Origin of the sequence: Micromonospora sp. NPDC049257 (genome assembly GCF_040678915.1) — a bacterium.
GTDB lineage: Bacteria > Actinomycetota > Actinomycetes > Mycobacteriales > Micromonosporaceae > Micromonospora > Micromonospora antibiotica.
Map to the genome: position 1 here is coordinate 43,386 of NZ_JBFAQU010000014.1, position 18,924 is coordinate 62,309.

Genomic DNA, 18,924 nt, shown 5'->3' on the forward strand with positions numbered 1-18,924 from the left:
CCTCCACGCTACGAGGGGAAGTGCACTCCGCCTGCTCCCCGCGCATGCGGGGGTAATCCCGCTACTTCGCCCCTGCCGAGCGCGATCACAAGCTGCTCCCCACGCAGGTGAGGGTGATCCCCGGCGGCGCTGCTGAACAGCTGCCGCCGCAGGGCATCGGCGTCCGGCAAGCGGCTGCATGACGCAGCCGCTTGCCGGCCCGGTCCACCCGACTGCGTGGTGCACGTGCTCACCGACGTCCAAACCGAGGAACACGCCGTAGTCGTCGTGCACCCCACGCCTCCTCACACTCGCCGATACCTCGGCCACGGGCTGGCGTCGGGACTGCCGGCAGCCACGTTGCAAAGAGACCAACCCACCAGGAGGAGGCCGCGCATCTGTCGGCGGTCCACCCAGGACCAGGCCAGCCCGACCTTCCTCCACTCAGCTCAAGCGAGGGGATGCGGCTCGTTTGTCAGGGCCGCCAACGCGGCGGCGACCTCCTGCAGACTCGCCCGGACATACGTGGTGGTCGTACCAACATCACCGCCGCTGTCGGCATGTCCGGCGTAGGCACGGGCCACCGCGTAGCCGAAGTTCCGCTCCACCCACGTCAACGTCGTGTGCCGCAACCAGTGGGTGCTGATCTGCTGCACGTACACCCACGGCAGATGCTCACCGATACGCACCCACAGATGGTCGTACCGCCGGTAGGTGATCGGCTGCCCGTTGCGGTACCGCAGCAACTGGCCCCGCGCCGGAGCATGACGCTCCTCCGCGTGCCGCTGCAGATGTCGCATCAGCGTCGGTGAGACCGGCTGCCACCGCACCGTGTCGCCCTTCTCCCGCAACAGGATCAGACACTGATCCGGATCCAGATCCACCGGACGCAACGCCAGCGCCCCACCCCGCCGGCACGCCGTCTCGGTGTGCAACCGCAACAACAAACTGTCCAGCACCGGATCATCACCCGTACCCGCCGCGACCGCGTTGATCTCCGCCAACCGGGCATCGGCCACCGCCCGCCTGGTGCTCGCCAACCGGCGCGGCTTGGCCACCTTCACCGCCGGATTGTCCGCCGCCGCGATGAACCCGTCCGCCACCGCCCGCTTGTACAGACACCGCAACGCCGCGATCAGATGCTCCGCCGCACTCCGCCCACCCCGCGCATTCCGACGGGCCACCACATGCGTCTTGACGTACTCCGCCAACCACTCGATCTCCGACGGGCTCGGCTCATCCAACCGCCGCGACCCCCAGTGCTCCACCACCCGCTTCCAGTACGACCCGTACGCCCGCCGCGTGCCCGCGGTCACCGCCGCCGACACCACCGGCACGTACTCCGCGAACGTCGGCGCCACCGGCCGCACCGCCGCCGCCTCCACCAGATCAGCCGGCGAGATCCCCATCCGCGCCAACAACAACCGGGCCGCGTCCAACTCCGCCCGCCCCACCGCACCATCGGTCACGGCCGACCACCACCGAGAACAGCAGCGTGCACCGGGACGACCATCGCGTCCACGGCCGCCGGAGGATGCACCACCAACATTTGATCCGTAGGACAGGCCGCCAGCAGTACCCGGTCACCCGCCGCCAACCCGCACCACTGCCGCACCGCCGCCGGCAGCCGCAGATGACCCTGACCCGTCACCGTGAACACGCCCTGCCGATCCGCGCGAAGCACCACCAGACCGGCACCCTCATGGATGTGCAGCCGGGTGCCCGGCACCCAACCCAGCGCCCGAACAACCCCACTGTCGGCGATCCGACCACTGGCATCCAGCGCCGCCACCCCATAGACCATGCTGCCGGCACGAGGAGTCGGAAGATCCGCAAGCGGCAACGGCCGACGACGAAGACCCCCGCCAGAACGACCACCCGGATTACCCCGGCCCGCCAGCACGACCGGCGGGACGACGGGAGCGACCACCACGTCAGCCACGCCGACCACCCCCGCCCGAAGCGGGACCGGCCGACATCGACACGGAGATCAGATTGGTGTGGTCAAGCGTGCTTGACCACCAGTACGTCGCATACAGCAGGGATGCTGCAAAAGTGTGTCCGAGGGGGGACTTGAACCCCCACGCCCTATACGGGCACTAGCACCTCAAGCTAGCGCGTCTGCCATTCCGCCACCCGGACCTGCCCGTTCAGCCTACCGCGTCGGCCCCGGCGGCTTTCACCCCGGTCAGCCGCCCTGGCGGGCCGCACGGGGCATTACTTTACACGGCCCGTATGGATCATGCACATCACCGCCCGACCCGCCGGCGGGAGCCGGATCATCGCAGCTCAGAACGCGGCTGTGGCGGGTGGGTAGCGTCCGGACCCGCTCAGACGGCAGCATTGCTGGCGTGTCCGCACCCTCACCCCTCGCCGCAGTCCAGCACCGGGCCCTCGCCCTGCGTTCCGCCGGTGACCTGTCGGAGGCCCGCCGGCTACTCACCGACGCGATCGCCTCGGCCCGTCCCGCGTACGGTGAGGACCACCCGGAGATCATGGGCACCGCGCACCTGCTCGCGAGGTTGCACCGGGAGGCCGACGAACCGGCCGCCGCCCGGCGGGTGTTGGAGGAGGCCTACGCGGCCGGCGAGCGGCGGTGGAGTCCAGCCGACCCGTTGATGCTCGCCCTGGCCTTCGATCTGGCCGGGGTCGCCGAGGAGTTGGGCAACCGGCACGAGGCCCGCCGCAACTACACCCGCGTCGCCACCGCCGGGCCCGCCGCGCTCGGCGAGCAGCATCCCGCCGTACGCACCGCCCGTCAGTATCTCGGCATCCCCGGGGGGCAACCGCAGCCGCCCTCCCCCGCGCCACCGGCCGTCCCCCCGGCGGCTCCGCCATCGGCACCTCCCGGGTACGCCCCGGCGGCGGCCCCCCACCAGGGATACCGGCCCGCCCCGACGCCCCGGCCCGAGTCTGCGCCACCGTCGCCCCATCCTGTCTCCGCGCCTCCCACCCCCGCCGCCCCGGGCCCACCGGCCCCGGCTGGACCAGCACCCTCCTCGGGCCAGCCCGCCTCTGCCGGCCAGCCGGTACGCCCGACGGCACCACGGCCGGGACGCGCCCCGGACACCGAGCCCCGGGTGCCACTGCCCCGGCAGATGTACGGGGTCCAGCCCACCCACCGGCCCGGCGCACCCCGGCCCCACCCGGCCTCCCCCGCCCCCCGGCCCCACCCGGCCTCCCCCGCCCCCCGGCTGCACCCGGCCTCCCCCGCACCGCAGTCGGGGCCACCGGCGGCACCGCCGGGCCCGCCACCCGCCGCCCACCCGGGGCCGGACGCCATCGCGGAGGCGGCACCACCGCGACGGCATGCGTCGTCCCCCGATCCGGTCTCCGGTGGTGCGCCGCCGACGTCGCCCTGGGCACCCCCGCGCCTCCAGCAGCCGCCCCACCCGTCGTCACCGGTCCCGCCGGGAGAGCCCACCCAGCCGGCTGCTCCCCTGTCCGTACCGCACCCCGGGCCGCCGGCCACGGTGCCACCCGGTCCACCGGCCCACCACGGGCAGCCGGTCCCCATCCCCGCCGGGCCGCCCACCGACCCCGGCCAGCCGACCGGGGCACCGGCCGGGGCACCCATCCGGCACGGCCAGCCGACCGCGCTTGCACCCGTGCCCACCATCGCCGGGTCGGTACGCCCCCTCCCCGCCGCCGAGCCGCCCACCCGGGCCGAGCCGCCCAGCGGGCCATCGGCCGGCACACCGGAACAGCCGACCGGGCCCGTCGACGTCTCCATGTCCCGTCGCCCCACGGAGCAGCGGCCCGGGCCAGCCCCGACCGGGGACCGCACCACGTCGGGCTCTGCACCCGCCCACGCACCGGTGGCGAACCCGGCCGCGGCACCCGGCTCCGCCGCGGCAGCCGACCCGGTGGCGGTAGCCGACTCCGCCGCGGCAGCCGACTCGGTGGCGACTCCGGCAGCTCCACCCGCACCGGGCGCCGCCGCGACCCCGCCCGCGCCGGGTTGGGACCGGCCGACGGTACGGGTCCAGCAGATCGGGCCTCTGCTGGCGGAACCGCACAGCGGCCCCGGCCAGGCCCCGGCGGCAACCGCAGCCGACGACACGGCACGCGGGCCTGCCTCCGCCACCCCACCCGACCCGGCACCCACCCCAGCCGTCGACCACACCACAGGTCCGGCGTCCACGGCAGGGTCCGGCTTCGCAGCCCAGCCACCGCCGACAGCGACCGTGCCCTCTCCTGCGGATTTCCCACCGGCGTCCCCACCGTCGTCGGCGCACTCCTCACCACCGGTACCACCACGGACGGCACCAGGTCCCGCGTCGCCCCCACCCGCAGCCGCACCGCCGCCGGCCATGGTCACCCCGCCGGCAGTGGTACCGCCGCCACCGCGGGCCGGGCGGGATGCCGTCCCGGCCGATGCCCCCGATTCGCGGGGCTCCGCCGGGGGCACACCCGTCCCGGCCTCGACCGCCGGGCACCCCGCAGGTCTCGGCGGACCAGACGAGGACGACGATGCCCCCGCCGACGGCCCGACGTGGGGCGACGTGGCATCGGGGCGGTCGATCACCCTACCGCTGGCTCCGATGACCGAGCAGGCTCCCCAGCCGCCACCGACGACGGCACGGACCGCCGTACAGCCACCGGACACGGGACCAACCCCCGGCGCACCGTCGGCACCGGCAACCGGGCGGGGCTTCGAACCGCCACCGCCACCGGCATCACCGCCACCGCCACCAGCGGCACCGCCATCACCGCCAGCGCCACCACCGGCACCGGCATCCCCACCGGCAGCGGACAGTGCGCAGGAACTCAGGCCACCGGCCGCCCCCGAGCCGACGCGGCAGGTGGTCCCGCAGTCCGGGCCGCAGGCACCGGCACAGCCGGGTTCACCGACCGGCTCCGGTTCGTCAGCCGGGTACGACGGTGGACGTGGCACCGGCCGGGGCGTACCGCCGGAGGTGGAGGAGACGGGTTATCCGGAGCTGACGCCGTCGTACCCGACACGGGACGGACGCCCGCGCCGGCGGGGCCGGACGGTGGCCGTGGTGGTCGGGGTGGTGGTGCTCGCCGTCGGAGGCACGATCGGGGCGGTGACCCTGAGCCGGGACGCGGACGGGCCGCAGCGGTCGACCGGCACCGCGCCCCGGGAGACGGCGGGGCCGCCCCCGGCCGACCTGAAGTTGCGCGACGACGCCGCCACCATCACGGTCACCTGGTCCGATCCGAGCAACGGGTCGGTGCCGTTCATGGTCGCGGGTGGACGCACCGGTCGGGCGCTCGGGGTGATGGCCACCGTCGACCCCGGACAGACCAGCTTCACGGTCAACGGGCTGAACGCCGAGGTGAACTACTGCTTCACGGTGCTGGCGGTCTACTCGACGGACGCGTTCGCCACCTCCGGTCAGGTCTGCACCGACCGGGTCCGACCGTCGCCGAGCGGCTGACCGGTCGACGGCGACCGGCACCGCGACGGCACGTCGCCCCGGCATCCCGGAACGCTGGGTGTCCGAATCGGAACGGTACGGGTTTCGTCGTCCCGGAGTGGCCCCTATGATGGCCCACGGTTCAGGCGCGGGCGTCCGGCACCCGGCACGCCGCCCCGGGCCACCGGACGGAGGGCAGCCCGCTGTGGCCAGCATCGACGACGCCCCGAGCGCCGACGCCGGCACGTCCCGCCGACGTTCCCGGTTACGCGGCGGGCTGGTCACGGTCGGTACGGTGACCGCGTTGGTGGCGGCGTTGGGGCTCACCCTGCTCGGCCGGGGTGCCGCCGAGGACGCGTTGGCCAGCTTCGACGCCAGCAGTTGGTTGTGGAGCAGCACCCGCGGCGAGTTGGCCCGGGTCAACGGGATCACCGCCAGGGTGGACACCCGCAAGGAGGTCCCCGGGGCCCGGCAGCATCAGGTGCAGGTCACCCAGACCGACCGGTTGCTGATCCTGCGGGACCTGGAGACCGGTCAGGTCAGCGCGCTCGACCTGGCCACCCTCCAAATCACCGCGACCACCCCCACCACGCCGGGTCTCGGGGTCAACGTGGTGCTGCACGACGACGCCGCGTTCGTGGTGGACGCGGTGCGGGGGGTGGTGCGCCAGCTCGACCCCCGTTCGCTGGTGCCGGTGGGTGAGCCGGTGCTCTTTCCGCCGGGCATCACGGCCGGCGCGTTCGACGGTCGGGGCCGGCTGTGGATCGCGGTGCCGACGGAGGGCACCGTCTCGGCGGTCACCCCCGCCGCGCTGCCGTCCGGCCCGGTGTCGGGGGCGGCCGACGGTCGGGGTCCGCAGCGGGTGGAGACCCGTCCGGTGGCCGAACCGCACCACGAGTTGGCCCTGTCCACGCTGGACGACGGGGTGGCGGTGCTGGATCGGACCACCGGCACGTTGGTGACGGTCCGGGCCGGGCAGACCCGGCGTACCGTGCTCGGGGACGCCGCGGGTGGCGCGGTGCCGGCGCGGACCAGCGGCCCGGTGGTGCCGGTGACGATCGGCGGTGACCGGCGGGTGCTCGCGGTCGGTGACGGCCGGGTGGTCACCCGGTTCGTCGTGCCGGGCAGCGGCGACCGGGTCGGGCCGGCCGTCGCCTGGGCGGGCCGGTTCTACTGCGCCGACGGGGTCACCGGCGCGGTCTACGCCTTCGACGGCGACGGGCGGCTGGTGGAGACCATCCGCCCCGGCCGGGCCGCCGGCCCGTGGGAGCTGGAGGTGCGGGAGAACCACCTGTTCATCAACGCCCCCGGTGCGGCCACCGCCCGGGTGGTCGACGACGCGCACCGGGTGCGCACCGTCGACAAGTACGCCAACGACGTGCTGGGCGGGGACCCGCCGCCGGACCCGCCCCCGCCGCCTCCGCCGCCGAAACCCCGGGTGGGCAAGCCCGGTGCGCCCCGGCAGGTCACCGCCACCGCCGGTGACGCGCGGGCCCGGGTCGCCTGGCGACCGGCCGCCGCGAACGGTGCGGCCGTCCTGCGGTACGTGGTGGAGGGCGCCGGCCAACGTCACGAGGTGGGGGCGAACCAGCGGGCCGTGGAGATCACCGAACTGACCAACGGCGCGACGTACACGTTCTCGGTGCACGCGGTGAACGCGAAGGGCGACGGCCCCGCCCGGCGCAGCAACCCGGTGACCCCGACGTCGGCGGTGCCCGCCCCGCCGGCCGAGGTCACCGCGCAGGCCCGCGCCGACGGGACCGTGCTGGTGCGGTGGCCGGCCGCCGACGGGCAGGGCAACCGCATCGCCCGGTACGTGGTCACCGCGACCTCGGCCGGCGCGAGCGCCCCGGTCGGCGAGTCGCGCCGTACGGAGCTGGTGGTGCCGGCCGGCGAGTTGACGTACGGCACGCAGTACGCGTTCACGGTGACCTCGGTCAACGACCGGGGTGCCGCCTCGGCGGCCTCCCCGATCAGTGCCACTGTGGTGCCGTTCGCCGCTCCGGGGCAGCCGGTGGACCTGCGGGCGGCCACGGTGGCCGACCGGCCGGGCACGATCGCGGTGCGGTGGTCCCCGGCGGCGGCGAACGGCCGGCCGGTGAGCCGCTACCAGGTCGACGTGGGCGGGCGGACCAGCGAGGTGACCGACACCGCCACGACGGTCAGCGGGCTGGACGACGGGCAGAACGTGATGGTCCGGGTGAAGGCGGTCAACGAGGCCGGCCCGGGGCCGGAGGCCACCGCGACCGCGCGGACGGTGGCGGTGCCCCGGGTGACGGTGACCGGGTCCTCGGCGGAGGCGACGTCGGTGACGGTGACGTTCACCGTGGACGCCGGTGGTGGGGAGCCGACCTGCACCGCCGCCACCGGGGGGAAGAGCGCCACGGGCAGCTGCGCCAGCCTGCGGGTGACCGGCCTGACCCCGGGTACGGCGTACACGGTGACGGTCACGGCCAGCAACGCCGCCGGCCGGGGCACGGCTACCCGGGCGCAGGGCACCGACCCGCTCTACGGGGTGGCGACCTGCGTCAACGGGCCGGACGGCGACCAACGCACCTACTGCGACCGCGATGTGGACGGTCGCAACGGCAACGAGGTCTTCTCGGTGCCCCGGCAGGACAACGACGAACAGGTCGGTTGGGCGAAGCCGGGCACCCGGCTGCGGGCGTACTGTCGGCGGCAGGGCGAGAACGTCGACTCCTGGATCTACAACGACCAGAAGCAGTCCACCTGGTGGGTCCGGGTCGACTACCAGGGCCGCAACTACATCCCCTGGGCCTGGCTCAACCTGGCCGGCGGTGACGACATCGCCGTGCTGCCCACCTGTTGACCAGCGTCGCCGCAGCCGAGGAGCATCCCGCCGTCGTGAACGACACCCCCGCACCGCTCAGCCAGCCGGAGGTCCAGGGTTTCGCCGCCCTGGCCGCCCGGCTGGCGGAGAACGTCAACGCGGTCGTGCTGGGCAAGCCGGAGGTGGTGCGGTTGGCGTTGACCGCACTGTTCGCCCAGGGGCACGTGCTGCTGGAGGACGTGCCGGGGGTGGGCAAGACCACCCTGGCGCGGGCGGTGGCGGCGACGGTGCAGGGCCAGTGGCGGCGCATCCAGTTCACCCCGGACCTGCTGCCCTCGGACGTCTCCGGGGTGACGATCTTCAACCAGGCCACCCGAGGGTTCGAGTTCCATCCGGGGCCGGTGTTCGCCAACATCGTCATCGCCGACGAGATCAACCGGGCCTCCCCCAAGACCCAGTCGGCGCTGCTGGAGGTGATGGAGGAACGGACGGTCACGGTGGACGGGGTCCGGCACCCGGTGCCGCAGCCGTTCCTGGTGGTCGCCACCCAGAACCCGGTGGAGATGGACGGCACGTACCGGCTGCCCGAGGCCCAGCTGGACCGGTTCCTGGTGAAGCTGTCGGTGGGGTACCCCGACGAGGCGGTGGAGGTGGAGGTGCTGCGCGGGGCGACGGTCCGCTCCCCCGACTCGCTGCAACCGGTCACCGACACGGCGACCGTCGGGGAGATGGTCCGGATGGCCCGCCGGGTGCACATCGCCGAACCCCTCTACGGGTACGCCGTCCGGCTGGCCACGGCGACCCGCCAGCACCCGCAGGTACGGGTGGGGGTCAGCCCCCGGGGGGTGATCGCGTTGACCCGGGCGGCGTGCGCGTACGCGCTGATCGACGGCCGGGGGTGGATCATGCCGGAGGACCTGAAGGCGCTCGTCGAGCCGGTCTTCGCCCACCGGCTGCTGCTCACCGCCGACGCGCAGGTGCGCGGGGTGACCGCCGCCGACGTGCTGCGTCATGCGGTGGCGTCGGTGCCGGTGCCGCTGCCGTCGGGCCAGTCGACCCCGACGCACGGCTGAGCGGGCCGGGCGTGGGGCTCACCGCCCGGGGTACCGGGCTGCTCGTCGCCGCGACCGCGTTGCTCGGCGCGGGGTTGCGGTTCGCGTACCCGGAGCTGGCCGTGCTGGGGGCGGCGGGCGCGGTGGCGGTCGGGCAGGCGGTGCTGGTGGCGGCCCGCACCCCCCGGCTGGTGGTGTCCCGCACCGCCGACCCGGACCGGGTGGCGGTGGGTGAGCCGGCGCGGATGGCCCTGACCGTCCGCAACGCCGGGCGGCTGCGGGTGGGCAGCCTGCTGGCCGAGGACCGGTGCGCGGGCCGGCCGGTGCCGGTGCCGGTGGTGCGGCTGCGTCCCGGCCGGGACACCGGCCTCGGGTACGACGTGCCGACCCGTCGACGCGGGGTGCTGCCGGTGGGGCCGCTGCGGGTGACCCGCCGCGACCCGCTGGGCCTGTCCGCCGCGACCCGCGCGTACGGGCCGACGGCGGTGGTCCGGGTGCATCCCCGGGTGCACCCGTTGACGGCGGTGCCGACCGGGGCGGGGCGCAGCCTGGACGGCCGGGTGGACGGGGTGCCGCACGGGTCGATCACCTTCGACTCGCTGCGGGAGTACGTGGTCGGCGACGAGTTGCGCCGGGTGCACTGGCGGACCAGCGCCCGGGTGGGTGAGCTGATGGTGCGGGAGAACGTGGACACGTCGCTGCCCCGGATCGTGGTGCTGTTGGACAACCGGTCGGCCGCCCACCCGGACCGGGTCGGCGGGGTGGCCGGGTCGTTCGAGGCGGCCTGCGAGGCGGCGGCGTCGCTGGTGGTGGCCGCGTTCCGCCAGGACCTGCCGGTGGTGCTGCTGCTGGTGGACCCGGCCGACGACCGGACGGCTGACCCGCCGCTGGACCGGCTGGCCGCGGTGACCCTGACCGACCCCTCGGGCCGGGGGCCCGACGGCGCGACGACGGGTGACCGCGACGGTGCGGCGTTGGACGCCACCCTGACCCGGCTGCGCGCCGACCGGCCGGGCGACACGCTGGTCTTCCTCACCGGCCCCGGGGGCCGCGACGACGTCGGCCGGGTGGGCGCGCTGCGCGGGGCGTACCCGTCGGTGCTGGTGGGGGTGTTGGGGGCGGCCGGGCCGACGCCGACGGCGGCCGGGCCGGTGGTGCTCGACGCGGTCGACGGCGCGGCGTTCGCCGCCGCGTGGGACGCGACCGGCCGATGGTGACGGTGACCGAGCGGCCCGACGCCGCCCGACCGGACCGGGCGCGGGCGGGTGGCCCGGCCGGCGGTGGGCCGGGCCGGGCCGTCGCCCGGGTGCTGCGGGCGGCCGTGGTGCCGGTGACGCTCGTCGCCGCCATCGGCCTGGCCGGCGTGGCACTCGACCGGGTGTACGCCGGTGACCTGCTGACCCGGCTGGTGAGCGGCGCGGCCCTGGCGGCGGTGCTGGTCAGCGTGGCCGCCCGCCGGTTGCCGTCCTGGCAGGTGGCGCCGCTGTCGGTGGCCGCCATGCTCGGCGCGACGGCCTGGTCGGTGCGGCTCGCCGCCGCACACGCCGACCTGCCGGGCGGATTCCTCGACGTGACCGCCGACGCCGCCGCCAACGCGGTGCCCCGGCTGCTCACCGCGATGATCCCGGTCGAACCGGCCCCGGACACGGTGCTGGTGCCGGTGGTCGCCGCCTGGTTGGCCGGGCTGGCCGGTGCCGAGGTGGCGCTGCGGGCCGGTCGGGTGCTGCTCGGTTTCCTCCCGGCCACCGCGCTGTACGCCGGGGCCGTCTACGTCGTCGGCCCGAACGCGGAACCGGCGGTCGGGTCGTCGGTGGTCTTCGCCGGGCTGGTCGCGCTCGCCCTGGCCGCCGGCCGCACGCCGGGAGGCGACCCGGCCGCCGGGCTGCCGCCGGCCGTACGCGGCCCGGTGCGGGCCCGGGCGACGGTGGTCTCCGCCGCCGGGGTGGCGGTGGTGGTCGGGTCCGCCGCGCTGCTCGGACCGGCCCTCGCCGGCCGGATCGACGACCGGCCGGTCGACCCGCGCCGCTACGTGCCACCGCCCCGGGTGGAGTCGCTGGACGAGAACCCGCTGATCCGGATCTCCGGCTGGGCGTTGGAGCCGCGGCAGAAGCTGCTGGACGTGTCGACCCGGGCCCCGGGCGAGGGGCCGACCACGATCCGGCTGGCCGTGCTCAGCGACTACGACGGGGTGACCTGGCGGGTCGGGGCGACCTACCGCACCGCCGGTCGGGTCCTGCCCGGCGGTGACCCGCAGGCGGCGGACACCGTCCGGCAGGAGATCACCGTGGCCGGGTTGACCGGCCGGCTGCTGCCCGCGGTGGCCACCCCCCGCACTGTCGACGGGGCCCGGGTGGCGTACGACCCGCAGAGCGGCACGTTGATCCGGCCGGAGGGGCTGACCCCGGGGTTGAGGTACACGGTCACCTCGGCGCGGGAACGGCTGGACGTGAACCTGCTCGCCACCGCCGACGTACCGGCCGGGGCGCAGGTGGCCCGGGTGCTGCGGGTGCCCGACGGGACGCCGGAACGGTTGCGCCGGCTCGCCACCCACCTGGCCGAGGAGAACGGCGCCCCGTACGCGCGGGCGGCGGCGGTGGAGCAGTTCCTCGCCGAGCACTACCGGCTGGTGGCGGACGCGCCGAGCGGGCACGCGTACCCGAACCTGGAGTTCTTCCTGTTCGGGCCGCGCGGTGGCGGCGGCCAGCGGGGCACCTCCGAGCAGTTCGCCGCCGCCTTCGCGGTGCTGGGCCGGTTGACCGGCCTGCCGACCCGGGTGGTGGTGGGGTTCACCGCCCGGGGTGACGGACCGGTGCGGGCCGCCGACGCGTACGCCTGGCCGGAGGTGCTCTTCGCCGGGGTGGGGTGGGTGCCGTTCGACCCCCGGCCCCGCCCGGACACCGCGCCCCGGCCGGTGGAGGACGACTTCCGGCCGGCCCCGCCGAGCCCGCCGCCGTCGGAGGTGCCCGAGCCGACCGCGACCCCACCGGCCACCCCACCGGCGGCGACCGCGCCGGGCCGGAGCACCGGGGAGCGCGGCGGGCCGACGCCGCTGCTGGTGGGGTTCGGCACCGGTGGGTTGCTGCTGGCGGGGCTGGTCCTCGCCGGGCTGGTCGGGTGCCGCCGGGCGCAGACCCGGGCCCGGTTGGGCCGGGGCGACCCGGGGACCCGGGTGGGCGGCGCGTGGCGGCACACCACCGACGCGCTGCGACTGTCGGGACGGCCGGTCGGCGGGGACCTCTCCGCCACCGAGGTCGCCGACCGGGCCCGCCGCGCCCTCGCCGAGGACACCGGCCGGGCCGAGGGTTCCCTCCCTGCCGGGGGTGCCGGCACCGGTGACCCCGGTGCGGACCCGGTGGGGTTGGCGGAACTCGCCGGGCTGCTCAACCAGGCGGCCTTCGCGCCGGGCACGCTGACCGACGCCCAGGCCGACCGGGCCCGGGACGTCGCCGTGGGGTACGCGGCGGCGCTGCGGGCGGCCCGGCCCCGCTGGCGGCGGTTGCTGTGGTCGGCACATCCCGGTCCCCTGCGCTGGCCCCGCTGACCGGTTCCCTGCCCCGGGAGACCGGGGCACGGTGAGGCCCGCCGGACCGGACGGTGGCGGGACGGGACCACCTCGACCGTGGGCCGGACCCTGGCGACGCGGAACCGGACCCCGGCAGCCCGGACCGGATCGTGGTGGGCCGGGGCCGGCTACGCCGGTGGTGGGCCGGCGGCCCGCAGCCGGCGGACCAGTTTGCGCAGGCCCGCCTGCCAGCCGTCCGGGTCCTCGGCGCGGCGCAGCGCGTACCCGGCGACCTCGGGGTGGGGCAGGATGAGGAAGCGTTCCTCGGCGAGCCCGGCGACCGCCGCGTCGGCGACCTGGTCGGGGGTGAGCACCGGGCCGGAGGCGGCGATCACCCGGGCGGCCAGGTGGCCGGTGGCCAGCCCGTCGGCGAGCATCGGGGTGTCCACCCCCTGCGGGCACAGGGCGCTGACCCGGATGCCCTGGTCCCGGTAGGTGACCGCCAACCACTCGGCCAGCCCGACCGCCGCGTGTTTGGTGGCCGTGTACGGGGCGTCGCCGACCGCCGTGAGCACCCCGGCTGCCGAGCAGGTGTGCAGCAGGTGGCCGCCGCCCCGGGCCAGCATGCCGGGCAGCACGGCGCGGGCGGCGTACACGTGGGCGAGCACGTTGACCCGCCAGGCGCGGTCCCAGTCGTCGTCGGGGGCGTCGATGCCGGCGCCGGTGGCCACGCCCGCGTTGGCGCAGAACAGGTCGATCCGGCCGTACCGTCGCTCGGTGTCGGCGACCAGGTCGCGGACCTGGCCCTCGTCGGCGGCGTCGACGGCGACCCCCCGGGCGACCGGGCCGACCGCCTCGGCGACGGCGGCGGTCGCGCGGGCGTCGAGATCGGCCAGGACGACGGCGGCGGCCCCTTCGGCGGCGAAGCGACGGGCCAGCGCCGCGCCGATGCCCCCCGCTCCCCCGGTGATCACCACCACCCGGTCGGTCAGGTTCATCTCAGCCCCGTTCCGTCGGCCGTCCGGCGTCCACCGCCGACGGCGGGCCCAGCCGGCTGATCAGCTCACCCAGGGCGGCGGCCCCACCGGCGGTCACCTCCGGGGTGGGCAGCAGGGCCAGCACCGGCACGTCCACGCCCGCGTCGGCGTAGCGGCGGACCTGGTCGCGGCAGTGCTCGGGCGAGCCGTGCAGGATCAGCGCGTCGACCACCTCGTCGGGCACGGCCGCGGCGGCGGCCCGCCGGTCACCTGCCGCCCAGGCCGCCCAGACCGGGCCGAGCACGTCCTCCCGCCCCAGCCAACGGTGGAACTCCGCGTACGCGGGGACGGTGAGGTAGCTGGTGATCAGCCGCCGGCCGAGGGTACGGGCGTAGCCGGCGTCCTCGGTGGGGCAGACGAAGATCCGGGCGACCACCTCGAAGCCGGGGCCGCGCCCGGTCAGCTCGGCGAGGGCCTGCGCGACGTCGTCGGCGGCCAGCCAGTTGAGGATCACCCCGTCGGCCTCGGCGGCGGCCAGCCGCAGCATCCCCGGGCGCAGGGCGGCCAGCAGCAGCGGCGGTGGGCTGGCCGGCGGGCGTTCCAGGGTGAACCGGCGCACCCGGAACGTGTCGAACGCCCCGTCGACCGTCTCGCCCCGCAGCGCCGGCCGGAGGAACCGCAGCAGGTCGCGGGTGCGCCGGAACGGCTCGGTGTACGGCACGCCGTTCCAGTCCCCCACCACCACCGGGGAGGACGCGCCGATGCCGAGGGCGAACCGGCCCGGGGCGGCCTCGGCCAGCGCCGCCGCGCTCATCGCTAGCAGGCCCGGCCCCCGGGTGAAGGCGGGGGTGATCGCGGTGCCCAGCCGCAGCCCGGGTTGCCAGGCGGCGGCCAGCGCCAGCGGGGTGAACGCGTCGGTGCCGTTGACCTCCGACGACCACAGGTCGGTGAAACCGGCCTCTGCCAGGGCCGCGTAGCCGGCCGCGTGCTCGGCGAGCGGGACACCGGTCAGCGGCACGGTGAAGCCCCATCGGTTCGTCATCCGGTCGATCGTGCCCGCTCGCCCCGGCCGGAACAAGGCCGGCACCGGGGTGGATTCGGCGATGCCCGCCGCCGCAGCCGCCCGGGATGTTACGAACCCCTGGTGGGCCGGGCCGACGGCGACTGCCGACGATCATGACGGGCGGCGAGGAGGCCGCTCCGCTGCGGCGTACCGGATCGGCCCAGCGGGCCACGTTCCTGGAACTCTTCTTCGACCTGGTGTACGTCTTCGCGCTCACCCGGATCTCGTTCCGCGCCTTCGAGGACCTGGCCCTGGAGCCCGGCGGCACCACCGGCTGGTCCCCGGTCACCGGGGGCGTCAAGACGCTGCTGCTGCTGCTCGCGCTCTGGGCGGTCTGGCAGGGCACCGCGTGGACGACCAGCCGGTACGACCCGCACCACGGCTGGCTCCAGTTCGTGGTGATCACCGCCCTGATCGGCAGCATGGTGATGGGGGTGGCGATCCCCCACGCGTTCACCTCCACCGGGCTGGCGTTCGCGGTGGCGTACGTGGTGACGCAGGTGTCCCGCCCGGGTCTGCTGCTGCTGGCCCTCGGCAGCCACGAGTACCGGCGGCTCAAGCTGCGCATGCTCGTCACCTTCGGCGCGACCGGGGTGCTCTGGCTGACCGGGGCGTTCCTGTCGCCCACCCCCCGGGGGCTGCTCTGGGCGCTGGCGCTGGTCGTGGAGTACCTGGCCGCCCGGTTCGGGTGGCCGGTGCCGGGGCTGGGCCGGTCGAGGGCGAGCCGCTGGGACGTCGCCGGGGAACACCTGGCCGAGCGGTACCAGCAGTTCTTCCTGGTCGCGTTGGGCGAGACGATCCTGGTGGGCGGGCTGGCGTACAGCACGGGTCCGTTCGACCCGGCCCGGACCGGCGCGTTCGCGGTGGCGTTGGTGACCTCGGTGCTGCTGTGGCGGATCTACGTGCAGCGGGCCGGGCAGGTGCTCGCCGAGGCGGTGGTGCGGTCCCGGCACCCGTCGGACACCGGCCGCTCGGCGGCGGACACCCACCTGGCGATGGTGGTGGGGCTGGTCGGTACGGCGATCGGGTACGAGCTGACCATCGAGCACCCGTTCACCTCCCCGGAGGCGGCGTGGGTGGTGCTGGTGGTGGGCGGCCCGGTGCTCTTCCTGCTCGCCCGCGCCCGCTTCGAGTACGAGGTCTTCGGCCGGGTGTCGCCGTCGCGGTGGCTCGCGGCGGTGCTGCTGGTCGTGCTCTTCCCGCTGCTGCTGCACGTGGTGCCGCTGGTCTCCGCCACGGTGGCCGCGCTGGTGCTCGGCGGGGTCGCGGCGGCCGGCGCCCGCCGGGCCCGGGGCCGCCCCCCGGAACCCCCCGCCCCACCCCTGTAACCACCCCACCCCACCCGCCCCGCCGGGTGGGCCTGACCCCGGTGATCAAGAAGTTTGCGTCACGTTGATGATCAGAACTGACGCGAACCTCTTGATCACCGGGGCACAGTCGCGGGGGCACAGCAGCGGGAGCCAGCAGCGCGGGGCACAGCAGCGCGGGGGTGGGTCAGGTGGGGGCGGTGAGGAACAGGTGGGGCCAGGGTTGCGCCGTGACGATCCGCCGCTCGGCGGCGGTGAGCGGGGCCCGGCCGGTGGTCTTGCGGACCAGGGTGAGACGGTCCCAGCCGAGCCCGTCCGGCACCGGTCGTCCCCCGGTGACCAGGTCGGCGATCACCCGCGCGGCGGCGGGGGTGAGCCACGGCTCGCGGTGCAGCGCCACCGCCAGGTCCAGCCCGTGCACGCCGACCTCCACCACGCGGGTCACCAGGAACTCGTGCACCGTCATCGGGTCACCGTGGCGGGTGCGGACGACCCGGTCGGCGGGCTGCGCCCGCACCGCCGCGTCGGTGGCCCGCCAGGTGGCGGTGAAGGCCGCGGCGGTCGTCACCGCTTCCGTGGACCCGGTCGGGGCGGCGGGATCGCGGGCCGCCCGCCGGGCGCTGGCGATCCGGTCGGCGTCGACCTGGGGGGTGAACTTCGCCGGGCCGAAGTAGCCGGCGGCGTCCACCTCGGCGCGCGGCGGCGCGGGCGCGGCGAGCATGTCGACCAGCCGTCCGGCACCCGTGCGGACGTGGGCGACGAGGTCCCGGACCGCCCAGGGCGGGCACGGGGTGGGCCGGTCCAGGTCCGCGTCGGTCAGCGTGGCCAGGACCACGGCCAGCCGGGCACATTCGACTCGGAATGCCGTACCGGCCAGCGACGTCATGGTCGGGAGGTCCTCAACCCTTCCAGCGGGGCACCAGGCGGTGCACGGACAGCAGCACCAGCGCCGCCACCACCCCCATGGTGCCGGCGATCCCGGCGGCGCTGCCGGCGTACCCGATGAACAGGGTGCGGCGGGTCAGCTCGTCCACCGGCGTCTGCTGCTGGTCGAGCAGGCCGGACAGGGCGATGCCGCAGCCGAGGACGGCGAGCAGACCGCCGATGCCGAGCACGCTGGCGGCCACCTTGTGGGCGTCGTCGGGAGCGACCTGCGCCTGCTCGTGCTGGAAGATCAGCAGGAGCAGCCCGGCCAACGCCGCCCAGGCCCCGACCACCAGGAACGCGGCGATCGCGTCGCTGGGCCGGTGCCAGCCGGCGGAGAGGGTGGCGACCCCGGCGACGGCCGCGTACGCGGTGCCGAGGAACGCCCCGAGGACGCGCACCTTGGCCGGCAGCACCAGGATCAGCGCCAGCGCCACCGAGGCGGCGATGGTGGTGTGTCCACTGGGCAGGCTGTTGCCGACCGCGTCGCGTTGCGGGTCGATGCCGAGCGCGGGTCGGTCGATGACGTACTTGAGCACCTGGGTGGTGACGTTCGCCCCGGCGATCAGCAGGGTGGCCGAGATGGCGAGCGCCTTGCGGCCCCGGATCAGGGCGATGAAGAAGATCACCACCATGGCCGCCAGCAGGGAGACCACCGACATGGCGTTGAGGATCCGGTTGACCAGCCCGTCGATGCGGTCCTGGCCGATCCGGTTGCCGGTCAACGCGACCGTGTCGAGCCACTGCCCGGTGCCGGTGTGCACGGCGAACCGCCACACCAGCAGGAAGGCCGCCGTCTGGGCCAACGCCAGCACGACCAACCAGACCGCGGTCCAACCCCTTGCCGTCGCTCGCACCCGCACACCGTAGCGGCATGACCGGCACGTCGCGCGGGGGCCCACCGGCTCGACCCGGATACCTTGACACGGGACCACGGGAGGTGACGGTGACCGGCACACCGCAGCACGGACGATCGACCCGGCAGCCGCCGTCCGGGGACCCGCCGGCACCGCCGCCGCACGGGCCGTCCCCGCAGCCACCGGCCGGGAACCCGCCGGCCGGACGGTCCGCCGCCGCGCCCACGGCGACCGGCCAGCCGACCGCCGCACCACCGCCGGCCGGGGACCCGGCGGCACCGCACGGGCCGGCACCGCACGGGCCGGCACCCCACGGGCCGGCACCGCACGGGCCGGCACCGCACGGGCCGGCACCGCACGGGCCGGCACCGCAGCCGCCGGAGCAGGGAGATTCGTTGGCCGGTCTGCTCGGTGGGCGCGGTGGCGCGGTCGACGCGACCCTGCCGCCGGTCGCGTTCACCATCGGCTGGCTGGCCACCGGGCGGTCCGTCGTCGGCGGGGTCGCCGTGGCCGTGCTGGCCGGTACGGCGGTGGCGTTGTGGCGGTGGCGGCGCGGGGACCGTCCCCGGGCGGTGCTGATCGGGTTGCTGGCGGTCTGCCTGGCCGCGGTGGTGGCGTTGCGCACCGGCCGGGCCGCCGACTTCTTCGCGGTGCAGGTCTTCTCCAACCTCGCCAGCGCGCTGGTCTGGATGGTGAGCATCGTGGTACGCCGGCCGCTGCTCGGGGTGGTCGTCGGGGCGGCGCTGCGCCAGCGCGGGCGGTGGCGGCGCGACCCGGCGCTGCTGCGGGCGTACGGGCGGGGCAGTTGGGTGTGGGCGGCGACGTACGTCGTGCGGGTGGCGGTGTTCCTGCCGCTGTGGCTGGGCGGGCAGGTGCTCGCGTTGACCGTGGCCCGGGTCGCGCTGACCTGGCCGCTGGTGGCGGCGGCGCTGACGGTGAGCTGGGTGGTGATCCGCCGGTCGCTACCGACCGGTCATCCGGGGCTGCGACACCCGGTGGACCCCGCTGAGGCGCGGCCGGAGGGCTGAGGCGCGGCCGGGCCACGGCCGACGGCCGGGGGCTGAGGTGTGGTCAGGGGTGGAGACGTT

At 75.9% G+C, this 18,924-nt stretch carries 13 protein-coding genes, 1 tRNA gene and 1 pseudogene; 8 read left to right on the forward strand and 7 right to left on the reverse strand.

Features of this window, described 5'->3' with window-relative positions; genetic code table 11:
- Positions 1-428 precede the first annotated feature (428 nt).
- The 3 genes from AB0K25_RS20605 to AB0K25_RS20615 all read right to left on the reverse strand — a co-directional run bounded on the left by AB0K25_RS20605 (position 429) and on the right by AB0K25_RS20615 (position 2,121).
- On the reverse strand, positions 429-1,448 hold the full coding sequence (locus AB0K25_RS20605) for a site-specific integrase (RefSeq protein ID WP_363822022.1): 1,020 nt from the start codon (positions 1,446-1,448) through the stop codon (positions 429-431).
- The gene (locus AB0K25_RS20610; RefSeq protein WP_363822025.1) at positions 1,445-1,771 is read right to left on the reverse strand and encodes an AbrB/MazE/SpoVT family DNA-binding domain-containing protein; all 327 of its coding nucleotides are present in this window, start codon (positions 1,769-1,771) and stop codon (positions 1,445-1,447) included. Before AB0K25_RS20610 ends, AB0K25_RS20605 begins: the two co-directional genes overlap by 4 nt.
- Positions 1,772-2,037: 266 nt before the next feature.
- Positions 2,038-2,121, reverse strand: a tRNA-Leu gene (locus AB0K25_RS20615).
- Between the two features lie 209 nt (positions 2,122-2,330).
- Between AB0K25_RS20615 and AB0K25_RS20620 the strand changes: the two are divergent.
- The 6 genes and pseudogenes from AB0K25_RS20620 to AB0K25_RS20645 form a co-directional block, all read left to right on the forward strand.
- Positions 2,331-2,747 (forward strand): annotated as a pseudogene (locus AB0K25_RS20620) (tetratricopeptide repeat protein); the annotation flags it as partial.
- Positions 2,748-4,898: 2,151 nt separating this feature from the next.
- A complete protein-coding gene (locus tag AB0K25_RS20625) occupies positions 4,899-5,384 on the forward strand; it encodes a fibronectin type III domain-containing protein (protein WP_357537201.1) in 486 nt (161 codons plus the stop codon).
- A 184-nt stretch (positions 5,385-5,568) separates the two neighbouring features.
- Positions 5,569-8,193 (forward strand): fibronectin type III domain-containing protein, encoded by a 2,625-nt coding sequence (locus AB0K25_RS20630; RefSeq protein ID WP_219463581.1) that lies wholly within the window; start codon positions 5,569-5,571, stop codon positions 8,191-8,193.
- Positions 8,194-8,228: 35 nt separating this feature from the next.
- Positions 8,229-9,227 carry a MoxR family ATPase gene (locus AB0K25_RS20635; protein WP_219463583.1) on the forward strand — a complete coding sequence of 333 codons (999 nt, stop codon included), beginning with the start codon at positions 8,229-8,231 and terminating at the stop codon, positions 9,225-9,227.
- 11 nt (positions 9,228-9,238) lie between these two features.
- Positions 9,239-10,423, forward strand: coding sequence for a DUF58 domain-containing protein (locus tag AB0K25_RS20640; protein WP_357537120.1), 1,185 nt, complete (start codon positions 9,239-9,241; stop codon positions 10,421-10,423).
- 89 nt (positions 10,424-10,512) lie between these two features.
- The gene (locus AB0K25_RS20645) at positions 10,513-12,747 is read left to right on the forward strand and encodes a transglutaminaseTgpA domain-containing protein (RefSeq protein ID WP_363822112.1); all 2,235 of its coding nucleotides are present in this window, start codon (positions 10,513-10,515) and stop codon (positions 12,745-12,747) included.
- A gap of 149 nt (positions 12,748-12,896) precedes the next feature.
- On the opposite strand, the gene AB0K25_RS20650 is transcribed toward AB0K25_RS20645, so the two are convergent.
- The gene (locus AB0K25_RS20650) at positions 12,897-13,706 is read right to left on the reverse strand and encodes an SDR family oxidoreductase (RefSeq protein ID WP_219463587.1); all 810 of its coding nucleotides are present in this window, start codon (positions 13,704-13,706) and stop codon (positions 12,897-12,899) included.
- 1 nt (position 13,707) lies between these two features.
- Positions 13,708-14,727 (reverse strand): LLM class F420-dependent oxidoreductase, encoded by a 1,020-nt coding sequence (locus AB0K25_RS20655; RefSeq protein ID WP_357537122.1) that lies wholly within the window; start codon positions 14,725-14,727, stop codon positions 13,708-13,710.
- Between the two features lie 86 nt (positions 14,728-14,813).
- On the opposite strand from AB0K25_RS20655, the gene AB0K25_RS20660 reads away from it, so the two are divergent.
- Entirely contained in the window at positions 14,814-16,076 is a 1,263-nt protein-coding gene (locus tag AB0K25_RS20660; RefSeq protein ID WP_363822030.1) for a low temperature requirement protein A, read from the forward strand.
- 166 nt (positions 16,077-16,242) lie between these two features.
- On the opposite strand, the gene AB0K25_RS20665 is transcribed toward AB0K25_RS20660, so the two are convergent.
- Both AB0K25_RS20665 and AB0K25_RS20670 read right to left on the reverse strand, forming a co-directional pair.
- Positions 16,243-16,941, reverse strand: coding sequence for a maleylpyruvate isomerase N-terminal domain-containing protein (locus tag AB0K25_RS20665; protein ID WP_363822033.1), 699 nt, complete (start codon positions 16,939-16,941; stop codon positions 16,243-16,245).
- 13 nt (positions 16,942-16,954) lie between these two features.
- On the reverse strand, positions 16,955-17,842 hold the full coding sequence (locus AB0K25_RS20670; protein WP_219463591.1) for a phosphatase PAP2 family protein: 888 nt from the start codon (positions 17,840-17,842) through the stop codon (positions 16,955-16,957).
- Positions 17,843-18,240: 398 nt separating this feature from the next.
- Here AB0K25_RS20670 and AB0K25_RS20675 point away from each other — a divergent pair, with 398 nt between their 5' ends.
- Positions 18,241-18,864 carry a DUF3159 domain-containing protein gene (locus AB0K25_RS20675; RefSeq protein WP_219470176.1) on the forward strand — a complete coding sequence of 208 codons (624 nt, stop codon included), beginning with the start codon at positions 18,241-18,243 and terminating at the stop codon, positions 18,862-18,864.
- Positions 18,865-18,924 lie beyond the last annotated feature (60 nt).

Bases quoted from the DNA above. Each gene is read 5' to 3' on its own strand.
- AB0K25_RS20665 (WP_363822033.1), bottom strand. From the start codon at position 16,941: ATGACGTCGCTGGCCGGTACGGCATTCCGAGTCGAATGTGCCCGGCTG.
- AB0K25_RS20660 (WP_363822030.1), top strand. From the start codon at position 14,814: ATGTTACGAACCCCTGGTGGGCCGGGCCGACGGCGACTGCCGACGATC.
- AB0K25_RS20655 (WP_357537122.1), bottom strand. From the start codon at position 14,727: ATGACGAACCGATGGGGCTTCACCGTGCCGCTGACCGGTGTCCCGCTC.
- AB0K25_RS20650 (WP_219463587.1), bottom strand. From the start codon at position 13,706: ATGAACCTGACCGACCGGGTGGTGGTGATCACCGGGGGAGCGGGGGGC.